This window comes from Microvirga brassicacearum (assembly GCF_008757455.1).
Classification (GTDB): domain Bacteria; phylum Pseudomonadota; class Alphaproteobacteria; order Rhizobiales; family Beijerinckiaceae; genus Microvirga; species Microvirga brassicacearum.
In genome coordinates, this window is record NZ_VCMV01000013.1 from 437,400 (window position 1) to 451,507 (window position 14,108).

The following is a 14,108-nucleotide window of genomic DNA, read 5'->3' on the forward strand; positions in this document are numbered from 1 at the left end:
CGTCATTCTCCCGTCAGTTCCGCTGTGTTTAGCGAATGCGGGTGAAATGCGATAGTGTTTCATTTTGCCGGATGCGAGGGTGGCTCAGGCTTCGCTTTTCAGCCGGTAGAGCGCTTCGAGTGCCTCCCGCGGCGTCATCTGATCCGGGTCGATGTCCCCCAGCGCCTCGCGCAAAGCATCCCGCTCTACGGCGGTCGATGGCGGGCGCACCGGAACTGCGAATAACGGCAGGTCATCGAGCAGCGCCTGCTTGGGACTTTCCCGATCCGTCCGCTCCAGTTCGGTCAGGATCGTTCGCGCGCGCTCAACGACCGCTGGCGGCAATCCCGCAAGACGTGCCACCTGAAGGCCATACGACCGATCGGCGGCGCCGGGTACGACCTCGTGGAGAAACACCACCTCGTTGTTCCATTCGGTCACCTTGAGCGTCGCGTTCTCGATGCGCTCGAGCCGGTCGGCCAGCGCGGTCAATTCGTGGAAGTGGGTCGCGAACAGGGCCCGGCAGCGATTGGCCTCGTGTAAGTGCTCGATGGCCGCCCACGCGATCGACAATCCGTCAAACGTCGCGGTGCCACGACCGATCTCGTCGAGGATCACCAGCGAGCGCGCCGTTGCCTGATTGAGGATGGCAGCCGTCTCGACCATCTCGACCATGAAGGTCGAGCGTCCGCGTGCCAGATCGTCGGCGGCGCCAACGCGCGAGAAGAGCCGGTCGACGATGCCGATATGGGCCTGTTTGGCTGGTACGAACGCGCCCATTTGCGCCAGCACCACGATCAGCGCGTTCTGGCGCAGATAAGTCGACTTGCCGCCCATGTTGGGACCGGTGATGAGCAGGATGTGCCCGCCATCGATGCCGGACAGGTTCGAATCGTTCGCGATGAACGACTGGCCATCGCGTTTGAGGGCCGCTTCGACCACGGGGTGACGCCCGCCCTTGATATCGAAGGCGAGGCCGTCGTCGATGATCGGGCGAACCCAATCGAGCTGCACGGCGAGTTCGGCGAGGCCCGCTGTGACGTCCACCACGGCCATCGCCTCGGCACCGGACGCGATCTCCGCCGAGAGCCCGACGAGTTCGCCTGCCATCGTGTCGAACAATCCGAGTTCGATGCGTAAGGCGCGGTCGGACGCGGAGGCGATCTTCGATTCCAGCTCGCCCAGTTCGACGGTGGAGAACCGCATCGCGCCCGCCATCGTCTGGCGATGAACGAACGTCGCCTTCCACGGCTCCTTCAGCAGATCCTCGCCGACATTCTGCGGCACTTCCACGTAATAGCCGATCATGTGGTTGTGCTTCACGCGCAAGGTGCGGCAGCCGGTTTCCGTTGCGTAGCGCGATTGCAGGGCGGCAATGAAACGGCGGGAATCCTGTTGCAGCTCGCGCAATTCGTCGAGGTTCGGGTCGTAACTCGGCCGAACGAATCCGCCATCGCGCCGGAGCAGCGGCAGTTCATCGGCGAGTGCTGCCGCCAACCTGTCGGCGATCGCCGTAGGCAAGGCCCCCAGAACTTCGGCGGCATCCGCGAACTCCCGCGGAAGTTCGGTTTGCGCGAGAAGCGCGCCGAGGTCGCGCGCCGCGAACAGGCCGTCGCGTACGCAGGCGAGATCGCGCGGACCGCCGCGTCCAAGACCGAGGCGCGAGAGCGCACGTGCAAGATCCGGGGATCGCTTCAGAATCCGCCGGACGCCCTCGCGAAGGACATTGTTTTCGACCAGAAAGCTCACCGCGTCGTGCCGGTCGCGAATGGCGTCGGCCCCGGTGAGAGGCCCGGCCAGCCGTTCGGCCAGCAGACGTGCGCCGCCCGGTGTTACGGTGCAGTCGATGGCGGCCAGCAGGCTGCCGGCCCGCTCGCCCGAGAGGGTTCGGGTCAGTTCCAGATTGGCGCGGGTCGCCGCGTCGATGGCAAGCGCCGAACCGGATTGGCCGCGCGTCGGCGGGTTGAGAACCGGGCGGCTGCCGATCTGCGTCTTTTCGATGTAGAACAAAGCCGAGCCTGCGGCCGAGATCGCGGCGCGGTCGAACGAGCCGAAGGAATCGAGGGTCGCAACCCCGAAATAATCCTTGAGACGGCGTTCGGCGGAGGCCGGATCGAGACCATCCCGCGACAACGGTGTGATCGACGCGCGGGTCTCGCGCCAGAAGGCGGCGAGTTCGGCATCGTCCTGAATGCTGTCCGGCAGGAGGATTTCACGCGGCTCGAACCGGGCGATTTCAGCCGGGAGACCGGGCCCATCGGTTTCGCTCAGGGCGAAGTGGCCGGTCGAGATATCGACGGCCGCCAAACCGTAGCGCCATTCGGTCTCGGAGACGCGGCGCCGCGCCACGGCGAGGAAGAAGTTGGGGCGGCCCGGATCGAGCAGGCGCTCCTCCGTGATCGTGCCGGGGGTGACGAGACGGACCACGTCGCGGCGAACCACGGATTTGGCACCCCGCTTCTTCGCCTCCGCCGGATCCTCCATCTGCTCGCAGACGGCGACCCGATGGCCGAGGCCGATCAGGCGTTGCAGGTAATCGTCGGCGCGATCGATCGGCACGCCGCACATGGGAATGTCATGGCCCTGGTGCTTGCCCCGTTTCGTCAGCACGATCCCCAGGGCACGGCTGGCGATCTCGGCGTCGTCGAAGAAAAGCTCGTAGAAGTCGCCCATCCGGTAGAACAGGAGGCAATCCGGATTGGCCGCCTTGATCTCCACGTATTGCGCCATCATCGGCGTCACGCGGGTGTCCATGGCCGCTGCTTTGATTGCGACCGGATCGGATTCGGGGATCTCTGGGGGTTGGTAGAGGGCTTGCGATGACATCAAGCCCTTCCTAGCAAACCCGGCCGGGTCTTTCATCCGGGGATTGGCCCTTGGGGGCCGGGGATGTGGACAAGTCTTGAGGTTTGGCTCGTCAATGCCCTAATGTCGCAGCCCCTCTTTCGGAAACGTCCAACCATAAAGTCGCATCGCCAATGACCGACACCCCTCCGATTCGCCGCAACCGCCCTACCTTCACCGACCAGGAGGCGCTGCAGTTCCATTCGCAGGGGCGTCCGGGGAAGCTCGAAGTCGTGCCGACGAAGCCGATGGCAACGCAGCGCGACCTCTCGCTCGCCTATTCGCCGGGCGTAGCGGTGCCCGTGCTGGCAATCGCGGCCGATCCGTCGCTTGCCTTCGACTACACCACCCGCTCCAACATGGTGGCGGTCATTACCAACGGAACGGCGATCCTCGGCCTCGGCAATCTCGGTGCCCTTGCGGCAAAGCCGGTGATGGAGGGCAAGGCCGTCCTGTTCAAGCGTTTCGCAGATGTGGATTCGATCGATCTCGAGATCGACACCGAAGACCCGGACGCCTTCATCAATTCGGTGCGTTACCTTGGGCCTTCGTTCGGCGGCATCAATCTCGAAGACATCAAGGCTCCCGAATGCTTCATCATCGAAGAGCGCTTGCGCGAACTCATGGACATTCCCGTCTTCCATGACGATCAGCACGGCACCGCGATCATCGCGGCGGCGGGCCTCATCAATGCGCTGCATCTTACCAACCGCGACATGGCCAAGACGAAGCTGGTCGTGAACGGGGCCGGTTCTGCCGGCATTGCGTGCACGGAGCTTTTGAAAGCAATGGGCTTTGCGCCCAACAACGTCGTTCTGTGCGACACCAAGGGCGTGATCTATCGCGGCCGCACAGAGGGCATGAACCAGTGGAAATCGGCCCACGCCGCCGAGACGAACGCGCGCACGCTTGCCGAGGCGATGGCCGGCGCCGACGCGGTGTTCGGCCTGTCCGCCAAGGGCGCGTTCACCGACGAGATGATCCGCTCCATGGCGCCGAACCCGATCATCTTCGCGATGGCGAACCCTGATCCGGAAATCACCCCCGAGGAAGTCGCGCATGTTCGCGACGACGTCATCATCGCGACGGGCCGGTCCGACTACCCCAACCAGGTCAACAACGTCCTGGGCTTTCCCTACATCTTCCGTGGCGCATTGGACGTGCAGGCGACGACCATCAACATGGAGATGAAGATCGCGGCCGCCGAGGCGCTGGCGGCGCTGGCGCGCGAAGACGTGCCCGACGAGGTCGCGGCGGCCTATCAGGGTTCCCGGCCCCGGTTCGGCCGGGAATACATCATCCCGGTGCCGTTCGATCCGCGCTTGATCCACACCATTCCGACGGCGGTCGCGCGGGCGGCGATGGATAGCGGCGTTGCCCGCAGGCCGATCGTGGACATGCGCTCCTACAAGGCCCAGCTCTCCGCGCGGCGTGACCCGGTCGCAGGCACGCTGAACGGCATTTTCGAGCGCGTGCGGCGCTTTCCGAAACGGGTCGTGTTCGCCGAAGGCGAAGAGGAAAAGGTCATCCGCGCCGCGATCTCGTTCGTCAACCAGGGCCTCGGCAGGGCCATTCTGGTGGGGCGCGAGGACCGTATCCTGGAAACGGCGACGGCTGCCGGAATCGAGCTCGAAGGCCGCGAGGGCGTCGAGCTTCACAATGCCCGGCTGTCGCATCGCAACAGCACCTACGCGCAATTCTTGTACGAGCGCCTGCAACGCAAGGGATTCCTCTTTCGCGATTGCCAGCGCCTGATCAATCAGGACCGCAACCACTTTGCGGCGTCCATGGTGGCGTTGGGAGACGCCGACGCCATGGTGACGGGCGCGACCCGCAATTATTCGACCGTTCTCGACGATGTCCGGCATGTGATCGACGAGAAGCCGGGTCATCGCGTCATCGGCCTTTCCCTGTGCCTTGCACGCGGCCGGACCGTCCTTGTGGCGGATACGGCGATTCACGAGTTGCCGACCGCTCAGGAATTGGCCGAGATCGCCATCGAAGCGGCAGGCGTCGCGCGCCGCCTGGGCTACGAGCCCCGCGTCGCGCTCCTGTCCTTTTCGAATTTCGGACAACCGAAGGCCGAGCGGGCGGAGAAAATCCAGGAAGCCGTCCGGATTCTCGACGGGATGCGGCTCGATTTCGAGTATGACGGCGAAATGTCGGCCGATGTGGCGTTGAACCGGGAGCTGATGGCGCAGTATCCGTTCAGCCGCCTCACGGGACCAGCCAACGTGCTGGTGATGCCGGCATTTCACTCCGCGTCGATCTCGACCAAGATGCTGCAGGAGCTTGGGGGCGCCATGGTCCTTGGCCCTATGGTGGTGGGCCTCGACCGGCCTGTGCAGATCGTTTCGCTGGGTGCCACCGATGCCGACATCGTCAATATGGCGGCGCTGGCAGCTTACAATATCGGGGGATAGTGCCGGCTGCTGATCGGTGTTATCCGACGATCGGTAACATAATTCAGGGGACGTTCGTGGTTGCTCAAAATCCCACTACGGTCGTGTTCGACGTCGGCAATGTCCTGCTGCGCTGGGACCCGCGCAACCTGTATCGCCAGATCTTTGCCGACGAGGCCGAGATGGAGTGGTTCCTGTCGGATGTGTGCACGCCGCACTGGAACATCGAGCAGGATCGCGGGCGCGATTGGGACGAGGCGGTGGCGCTTCTGACAAAGGACTTTCCGGCTTACGAGAGTCCCATCCGGGCTTTCCATCAGCGCTGGGAAGAAACCGTGTCGGGCACCATCGAGGTGAATGTCGAGCTGCTCGGCCGGCTGCGCGGGGCCGGCATTCCGAATTATTGCATCACGAACTTCTCCGGCCCCAAATTCCAGATTTCGCAAGCGCGCTACCCGTTCCTCGCGGGCTTCGACGGCATCATCGTATCCGGCGACGAGCAGCTTCTGAAGCCCGAGCCTGAAATCTACAACCTGCTCCTCAGCCGCTACGGCCTGGAGGCCGGTGATTGCGTCTTCGTCGACGATTCGAAGGCCAATGTAGAGGGCGCCCGGGCCGTCGGCATGCATGCGATCCACTTCGTCGAGCCGATGGACCTGGCAGCCGAACTGCGCGGCTACGGCATCAAGGCCTGAGGCCGGCTTGCTCTCGGCGACCGCATGGGCGATCAGGCATCATGCGCGCTTTTGAGACTTCACTGCCGATCGATGAGGTTCTGGCCGAACTGACGACGAGCCTTCGCGCGCGTTCCAATGCCGTGCTCGTTGCGCCGCCGGGTGCAGGCAAGACGACGCGGGTGCCGCTGGCGCTGCTCGACGAGCCGTGGGTGGCCGGCCGCAAGCTCATCCTGCTCGAACCCCGGCGTCTCGCGGCCCGCGCGGCGGCCGACCGCATGGCCCGGACACTTGGCGAAGAGGTCGGCGAGACCATCGGCCTGCGCGTCCGCCTTGGCTCGAAGATCAGCCGCAAGACCCGCATCGAAGTAGTGACCGAGGGCGTCTTCGCCCGCATGATCCTCGACGATCCGGGGCTCGACGGCATCGCCGCCGTGCTCTTCGACGAATTCCACGAGCGTTCTCTCGATGCGGATCTCGGCCTCGCGCTTGCCATCGATGCGCAGGGCGGCCTGCGCGACGACCTGCGGCTCCTCGTGATGTCCGCGACCCTCGACGGCGCCCGCGTCTCGCGGCTTCTGGGAGACGCTGCGGTGATCGAATCCGAAGGCCGCGCCTTTCCGGTCGAGACGCGCTATCTGGGCCGTGATCCCAACCGCCGCATCGACGAGCAGGTGGCAGATGCGGTCACCCGAGCCCTGCGGGCAGATTCAGGCTCCATCCTTGTCTTCCTGCCGGGGCAGGGCGAGATCCGGAGGGTGGATCTGCTCCTGCGCGATCGCGTGAAGGACCCGCTGATTGATCTGGCGCCGCTCTATGGCGCGCTCGACCGCGCCGAGCAGGATCTCGCCGTCGGCCCGCTTGCGGCCGGCCGCCGGAAGGTGGTGCTCGCCACCTCCATCGCCGAAACGTCGCTGACGATCGAAGGCGTGCGCGTCGTCATCGATTCCGGGCTCGCGCGCATCCCCGTCTATGAGCCCGATATCGGCCTGACGCGGCTTGAGACCGTGCGCGTCTCGCGCGCCGCCGCCGATCAGCGACGGGGCCGCGCGGGGCGCACCGAGCCCGGAATCTGCTACCGCCTGTGGGAGGAGGCTGGAACCGGCGCGCTCGAGCCGTTTGCGCGTCCCGAAATCCTGTCCGCCGATCTGGCGCCGCTCCTGCTCGACTGCGCCGCATGGGGCGTCACCGACCCGACGACGCTTGCCTTTCTCGATTCCCCTCCGGCTCCCGCCGTGAAGGAAGCGCGGGCTTTGTTGCGGCAGTTGCACAGTCTCCATCCGGATGGCCGCATCACCGAGACCGGCCGCCGCCTGCGAGAACTTCCCTTGCCGCCGCGCCTGGCCCGGATGGTGCTGAGTGCCGGCGAAATCGGGCAGGAGCGAGAGGCCGCCGACCTTGCGGCAATCCTCGTCGAGCGCGGGCTAGGGGGCGAGTCGGTCGATCTGACGGAGCGCGTCGATCGCTTCCGTCGCGAGCGTTCGAAACGGGCCGAGGATATGCGTCGCATGGCCGACGGCTGGGCCCGGTCGAGCCGGATCGCCCAGCCGACCCTGGGCTCGATGTCGGTCGGGGCGCTGCTGACGCTGGCTTATCCTGACCGCATCGCGAAGGCGCGCGGCAAGCCCGGCGAGTTCCTGATGGCGAACGGCCGGGGCGGTTCGGTCGAGCCGCATGATCGGTTGGCCAAGGAGCCGTATCTGGCGGTGGCCGAGATTGCCGGAGGCGCGGCATCGGCGCGGATCTTGGCGGCGGCGCCGATAACGGCGGAGGCGATCGAAGCCGCGCTGGGCGAAGACATCGTCCGGCGGGACGAGATCACCTTCGATCGTCAGGCAAAGGCGTTGCGGGCACGCGCGGTACGGCGCTATGGCGCGCTGTCGCTGAACGAACGCCCGCTGCCCGTTCCCGCAACCGAAGAGGCGGCTCGGGCGCTTGCCAATGGAATCGCCTCGATCGGCCTCGATCAGTTGCCTTGGTCCAGGGCCCTGTCGCAATGGCGCGAGCGCGTGGTCTTCCTGCGCAATGCGGAGGGCGCCGAATGGCCAGACCTGTCCGACGAGGCGCTGGCGACAAGTGTGGAAGATTGGCTCGCACCGCATCTGGTCGGCAGGAGCGGACTCAATGATATCGCGCCGGACCTCCTGAGCGAATCTCTGCGCGGCCTGCTGCCCTGGAACCTGCAACGGCGGCTCGATGCCGAGGCGCCAACCCACGTGGAGGTGCCGACCGGCTCCCAAATTCCGGTGGATTACGGCAGCACGGAGGGCCCTGTTCTAGCGGTCAGGGTCCAGGAATTGTTCGGGCTCGACCAACATCCCAGTCTTGCAGGAGGGCGCGTGCCGTTGATCCTGCACCTGCTCTCGCCCGCCCAGAGGCCGATTCAGATCACGCGCGATCTGCCGGGGTTCTGGCGCGGGTCCTGGGCGGCGGTGCGGGCGGACATGCGCGGACAATATCCCAAGCACCCATGGCCCGAGGACCCGATCGCGGCGCCGCCAACCCGCCGCGCGAAGCCGCGAGGAAGCTAGGGCATGCTGATCTGGGTGACGAAACTGGCGATGAGCCGGTCGGCGGTCGCGCGGTTGAGCGCCATGGGGATGTTATAGACGAGGCTCACGCGCATCAGGGCCTTCACGTCCACATCATGCGGATGCGGGGAGAGCGGATCGGCGAAGAAGAACAGCACGTCGATCCTTCCTTCGGCGATCATCGCACCGATCTGCTGGTCGCCGCCCAATGGACCGCTCTTGAGCCGGGTCACCGACAAATTGGGGCAGCGCTCCATCACGCGAGCCCCCGTCGTCCCGGTGGCGAAGAGCGAGAACTGGCCGATGGTGTGTTCGTGCATGGCGATGAAATCGGCCATGTCGTCCTTCTTGGCGTCGTGCGCGACAATCGCCAATGCGAGCTTTTTCATGATTGGTCCAAGTCGGGTCTCAATTATTCCAGCGCTCGCGCCATTGCATTTCACCCGTAAAGCAATTGGCCCGCGGGATATTCTGGATGCGCTCGATCCTCGGCGGGGGCGGCATGAGATCGGCGATCTCCAGCAGAATCTTGGTCTTGATGGCGCTGACAAACTGGTCGCGCTCGCGGACCGGCACCATGAAGGCCCCCTGGCCGCCGATGACGCATTCCTTGTAGTAGACATCGAGTTCCGGGATGTCGAGATAGCCGGGCTTGCGCAGCATGATCGGCAACCCGTTCACCGTAATGCCCTTGGCGATGGCGTCGCCGCGCGCTTCCTCCACGCCGCGACCCTGGTTGTTGGGACCATCCCCCGACACGTCGATGACGCGGCGCGTTGCGAGGACGCCGCTTTCGTCGAGAAGCTTGACGCTGAAATCGAGCGCGCCGGAAATCGAGGTACGCTGGGCGCGGCTCAAGGGCGTCGAGGCGATCTTGTCCGCAAACGCCATCAGACCCTCGCGACTGTCGAGGACCGTCCAGGGCACGATGATTTTCTGATCGGCGGCGCCGGCCCATTCCATATAGGCGACGGCGATCTTGCCGAGGACGCCTCCGCGGATGGCGTCGTGAACGAGGCTGGAGCGGAACGCTTCGGCGAAGCCTTCCCGCTGCAGGGCCTGTTCGTCCGTGTCCATCGAGAATGAAATATCCACAGCCACGACGAGGGCGAGATCGACCTCCGTCTCGGCGCGCGCTTCCGGGGTCCAGAGAGCCAGGATGACGCCTAATCCTGCAGCCAGACGGGCGAGGCCTTGCCGAACCATCGTTGTCTCCTCTTCGGAGCCGGATTGGTTCGGGAAGTGTGGCAGCTTCTCGCCCTGACGCAAGGTCACTTTTGAGCAGGGCGGGCCTTGATGATGGCGAGCGCGGCCTCGAAGGCCGCATCGGCATCGAGATTGGTCGTATCAAGCGTGACCGCATCCGCCGCGGCCTTGAGGGGGGCCGTGCTGCGGTTCATGTCGCGCTGGTCGCGGCGACGGATGTCGTTCAGGATTCTCTCGTATTCGGAGGGTTCGCCGCGCCGCTGAAGCTCCAGGTGACGGCGGCGCGCACGCTCTTCAGGCGCCGCCGTGATGAAAAGCTTCACGTCGGCATGGGGGCACACCACGGTTCCGATATCGCGGCCGTCGAGAACGGCGCCGCCCTCTTGAGCAGCGAATTGATGCTGGAAGGTCAAAAGGGCGTCCCGCACCGGCTGGTAACCGGAAATCACCGACGCGAATTCGCCCATGGAAGCCCCACGCAGCCGCGGGTCCGCCAGCCGGTCGAGCGTAAGGCTCTGTGCCGCAAGCGTTGCAGCGGCGATATCGGTGAGCGCGGCCTTCTGGTCGATGAGCGTGCAGGCAACGGCGCGGTAGAGGAGACCGGTATCGAGGTGGGCAAGGCCGAGATGCTCGGCGAGGCGGGTACCGAGCGTTCCCTTGCCGGATGCCGCCGGCCCGTCAATGGCGATGATCATGCGCTGCCTCAGCCCCCGATCGCCGCGCCGAGTTCGCGCATCAGCGGAATGAAGGACGGGAAGCTCGTCGCAATCATGGCGCCGTCATCCACCGTCATCGGCGCCTCGCTCGCCAGCCCCATGATGAGGAACGCCATGGCGATGCGGTGATCGAGATGGGTCGCGACGGATGTCGCGCCGCCCCGGACCTTGCCGCTGAGGCCATGGACGATGAGATCGTCCCCGTCGATTTCATGTTCGGCCCCGGCCGCGGCGAGCCCGGCGGCAACAGCGGCGAGCCGGTCCGATTCCTTGACCCGCAACTCGTGCAGCCCCTGCATTCGCGTCGTGCCCGTCGCAAAAGCGGCTGCGACGGCCAGAATGGGATATTCGTCGATCATGGCAGGGGCGCGGGCGGCCGGGACAGTCACGCCGGTCAGGCGGCTCGCGCGAACGCGCAGGTCCGCGACCGTCTCGCCACCTTCTTCACGCTCGCTCAGCCGTTCGATGGAAGCGCCCATTTCCAGCAGGGTCGTGATCAGGCCGATGCGGAGGGGGTTCATCATGACAGCCTCGATCACCACGTCCGAGCCCGGTGTGATGAGGGCCGCCACGAGCGGGAAGGCTGCCGACGACGGATCGGTCGGCACCACAACCGTGGTGCCCCTGAGATCCGGCTGCCCCTGCAGGGTGATGGCGCGGCCATCCTTCCCGTGGGGCTTCACCTCCACCTTTGCGCCGAATAGCCGAAGCATCCGCTCCGTGTGGTCGCGGGTGGCCTCGCGTTCGATCACGGTGGTCCGGCCGGGGGCGTTGAGGCCGGCCAGCAGGACGGCTGACTTGATCTGGGCCGATGCGGCGGGGGTCTCATAGGTGATGGGAATGGTCTCGCGCGGCCCGCGCAGGGTCAGGGGGACGCGTCCGCCCTCCGCTTCGCTGACAACGGACACACCCATTTTCACCAGCGGGTCGAGAATGCGGCGCATCGGGCGCTTGCGGAGCGAGGCGTCGCCATCGAACGTGGACGTGATCGGGTGGCTGCCGGCGACGCCCATCATCAGTCGGGCGCCGGTGCCGGCATTGCCGAAATCCAGAGTGCCAGCGGGCGCGTTCAATCCGCCGATCCCGACACCGACGATTCGCCAGCGGCCGGGCCCTTCGCGCGTGATGACCGCACCCAGCGCCCGGCAGACCTCCGCGGTGCGGAGCACGTCCTCGCCTTCCAGAAGTCCCTGAACCCGGGTTTCGCCGATCGAAAGGAGGCCGAAGATCATGGAACGATGCGAGATCGATTTGTCGCCGGGGACGCGAATCCGCCCCTTCAGAGGGGTTCCGGGCCGGCTTGTAACCGGCGAGGCCGGGGCGTGCTCGTGCGACATTCTCGTTTCCTATCCGTCGACCGTCGGGCGGCTCCTAACACGAGGTAAAGGTGGCGTCATCCCGAAGCCGGCTCGACAAGGCGGCGGCCCTGCAATTTCCCATTTGACAAGGCATGCCCTCACGACTAACGGAGCGCTTCCATTTCTTTCATCACCCAAAGGCAATCACCCGTGGCCAAACCTGAACTCGGCTCGAAGCGCCAGTGCATGAGCTGCGGCGCAAAATTCTACGACCTTAACAAGGATCCGGCGATCTGCCCCAAATGCGGCACGGTCTTCCAGGCGGTTGCCTTGAGCCGCGTGGCGGCTCCGGTCGTGGCGCGTGCCGCCAAGGAGGAAGACGAAACCGAGCTCGAGACGAATGGACCGGAGCTGATCTCCCTTGACGAAGTCGAGGCGGAAGAGGCCGAGAAGGAAACCATTTCCGATGACGAGATCGATGTCGTGGACGAGGATGTGGCGGACGACACATTCCTCGAAGACGAAGAGGAAGGCGACGACGACGTGTCGGATCTGATCGATAGTGACTTGGAGGACGACGAAGAGACTTGAGTCTCTCGTCCGACCCGACTATAGAGACGCCGCTGCTTCGGCGGCGAACCTTTCCGCGGTGTCCCCAAAACATCGCGGCTCAAGTGGGGCCATAGCTCAGTTGGGAGAGCGCTTGAATGGCATTCAAGAGGTCGGCGGTTCGATTCCGCCTGGCTCCACCAAATTTCTCTTTCAAATTCAATAATTTAGAACCGGCCGCCGTTTGGGCGGCTTTTTCGTTTGCGGGAAACGGACGCGATGTTCATCCCGGCCTTGCGCGAGGATTCGCGGTCCGGAGCGGGTGCTCGCGTATGGCTTCGGCCGCTCCCCGTATCATGGCTTTTTGTTGTCTCACCTTCCGGCGACGCTACCCGGAAGAGTATTACCGCGCCGCCGGCACGGAGGCGTAACAATGGTCGTATGTCGGGTTTTCTTGCGTCTCGTTGAGTGTTCCACGTCAACCTTTGCGCAATGAGGTCACGATCATGGCGACCATCTTTGGAGACAGCAGACGGAACGTTCTTTTCGGCACGACCAGCGGTGATTTCATTTCGGCTTTCGGTGGCGATGACGTCCTGTTCGGGCGCGCCGGGAACGACCGGCTCTTCGGCGGCACGGGCAATGACCGCCTCGATGGAGGGGCGGGCCACGATCGTCTGGATGGCGGTGCCGGAAACGACAGGCTGACCGGCGGTGCCGGCAATGACCGGCTCGATGGCGGCGCGGGCGATGATCGCCTGGATGGCGGCTCCGGAAACGACAGGCTGATCGGCGGCGCTGGTAATGACCGGCTCAATGGCGGGACGGGAAACGACCGCCTCGATGGCGGAAACGGCAACGACACCCTGAATGGCGGCACAGGTGACGATACGCTCGATGGTGGCAACGGAAATGATGCCCTGAATGGCGGCGACGGGAACGATTCGCTCACCGGCGGGGCGGGCGATGATGTCCTTTCAGGCGAGGTGGGGGCCGATACGCTCGACGGCGGAGACGGCAACGATTCCCTCGATGGTGGATCCGGCAACGACTCGCTCGATGGTGGCCTGGGAAATGACGTCCTGACAGGTGGGATCGGGGCGGACACGCTTGTGGGCGGCGCCGGGAACGATGTCTTCATCCCGGGTGGCGATGGCGACGCTGATTCCATCAATGGCGGCGACGGGCTGGACACCGTCGATTACTCCACCGCCACGGCGGGCGTGACCGTGAACCTTCAGACCAACACGTCGGGGGGTGCGGCAACCGGCGACACATATGCGTCGGTCGAGAGCGTCATTGGCTCCGATTTCGCCGATACCTTGACAGCACGGGATGGCGGAACCGCGTCGGGCGGTGGTGGAAACGACGCGCTGTTCGGTGCCGGTGCCGGAACCACCACGATCCTGAAAGGCGGTGCGGGCGCCGATACGCTTTCAGGCGGTTCATTTGGGCAGGAATTGCTGCAACTGGAACTTGGCAATGGGCCCGACACGATGACGGTGTTTCGCACGACGGACACCGACCGGCTCCTGATCGACAATGACGTTTTCAACATCGGCCTTGGCGTTACCGCAAACGAAATCCGCAATTTGGCGACCGGTCCTGCTGCGGCCAACATCGCCACGGCTCAGTTCGTCTTCGTCCAAGACACAACGCAGCTCTTCTTCGATGCGGACGGCACCGGGGCTGCCTCAGCGCCGGTCTTGCTCGCTACCGTTGCTTTCGAAGGGGCAAATCAGCTTCTTGCCAGCGACTTCTATATCGTCTGAGCGTTGCGACGCGCGAGACGCATTTAGCGGGATCAGGAGGCTCGGGCATCGCCGGGCCTTCCCTCGCATGGGATGTGCATGACGTCGAGCTGACCCGCGCACCCCCTCAGTGCCCCGTTCGGTCGGAAAATTGCGAG

General features: G+C 65.0%; 10 protein-coding genes and 1 tRNA gene. 6 read left to right on the top strand and 5 right to left on the bottom strand.

Going from position 1 to position 14,108, the window contains the following annotated elements:
• Positions 1 to 84 precede the first annotated feature (84 nt).
• Positions 85 to 2,805 carry a DNA mismatch repair protein MutS gene (gene mutS / locus FEZ63_RS09620; protein ID WP_150943706.1) on the bottom strand — a complete coding sequence of 907 codons (2,721 nt, stop codon included), beginning with the start codon at positions 2,803 to 2,805 and terminating at the stop codon, positions 85 to 87.
• Positions 2,806 to 2,957: 152 nt separating this feature from the next.
• Between mutS and FEZ63_RS09625 the strand changes: the two genes are divergently transcribed.
• From FEZ63_RS09625 to hrpB, 3 genes are read left to right on the top strand one after another with little or no spacing between them, the layout of a single operon-like run.
• Positions 2,958 to 5,246, top strand: a complete 2,289-nt coding sequence (locus tag FEZ63_RS09625; RefSeq protein WP_150943708.1) for an NADP-dependent malic enzyme — start codon at positions 2,958 to 2,960, stop codon at positions 5,244 to 5,246.
• 56 nt (positions 5,247 to 5,302) lie between these two features.
• Positions 5,303 to 5,920, top strand: coding sequence for an HAD family hydrolase (locus FEZ63_RS09630; RefSeq protein ID WP_244622724.1), 618 nt, complete (start codon positions 5,303 to 5,305; stop codon positions 5,918 to 5,920).
• A gap of 41 nt (positions 5,921 to 5,961) precedes the next feature.
• Positions 5,962 to 8,430, top strand: a complete 2,469-nt coding sequence (hrpB, locus tag FEZ63_RS09635; protein WP_150943709.1) for an ATP-dependent helicase HrpB — start codon at positions 5,962 to 5,964, stop codon at positions 8,428 to 8,430.
• On the opposite strand, the gene FEZ63_RS09640 is transcribed toward hrpB, so the two are convergent.
• The 4 genes from FEZ63_RS09640 to aroA all read right to left on the bottom strand — a co-directional run bounded on the left by FEZ63_RS09640 (position 8,427) and on the right by aroA (position 11,689).
• Positions 8,427 to 8,819 (bottom strand): methylglyoxal synthase, encoded by a 393-nt coding sequence (locus tag FEZ63_RS09640; protein ID WP_150943711.1) that lies wholly within the window; start codon positions 8,817 to 8,819, stop codon positions 8,427 to 8,429. The two genes, hrpB and FEZ63_RS09640, sit on opposite strands and share 4 nt — an antisense overlap.
• 19 nt (positions 8,820 to 8,838) lie before the next feature.
• Positions 8,839 to 9,636: a DUF1194 domain-containing protein gene (locus tag FEZ63_RS09645; protein WP_150943713.1), complete on the bottom strand. Its 798-nt coding sequence runs from the start codon at positions 9,634 to 9,636 to the stop codon at positions 8,839 to 8,841.
• Between the two features lie 65 nt (positions 9,637 to 9,701).
• Positions 9,702 to 10,331 (bottom strand): (d)CMP kinase, encoded by a 630-nt coding sequence (cmk, locus tag FEZ63_RS09650; protein ID WP_150943715.1) that lies wholly within the window; start codon positions 10,329 to 10,331, stop codon positions 9,702 to 9,704.
• 8 nt (positions 10,332 to 10,339) lie between these two features.
• Positions 10,340 to 11,689, bottom strand: coding sequence for a 3-phosphoshikimate 1-carboxyvinyltransferase (gene aroA, locus FEZ63_RS09655; RefSeq protein WP_150943717.1), 1,350 nt, complete (start codon positions 11,687 to 11,689; stop codon positions 10,340 to 10,342).
• 171 nt (positions 11,690 to 11,860) lie between these two features.
• Here aroA and FEZ63_RS09660 point away from each other — a divergent pair, with 171 nt between their 5' ends.
• From FEZ63_RS09660 to FEZ63_RS25930, 3 genes are all read left to right on the top strand, one after another.
• Positions 11,861 to 12,241 carry a TIGR02300 family protein gene (locus FEZ63_RS09660; RefSeq protein ID WP_150943719.1) on the top strand — a complete coding sequence of 127 codons (381 nt, stop codon included), beginning with the start codon at positions 11,861 to 11,863 and terminating at the stop codon, positions 12,239 to 12,241.
• 85 nt (positions 12,242 to 12,326) lie between these two features.
• Positions 12,327 to 12,402 (top strand) — tRNA-Ala (locus tag FEZ63_RS09665).
• A 303-nt stretch (positions 12,403 to 12,705) separates the two neighbouring features.
• Positions 12,706 to 13,971, top strand: coding sequence for a calcium-binding protein (locus tag FEZ63_RS25930; protein ID WP_150943721.1), 1,266 nt, complete (start codon positions 12,706 to 12,708; stop codon positions 13,969 to 13,971).
• The last annotated feature ends 137 nt before the right edge of the window (positions 13,972 to 14,108 follow it).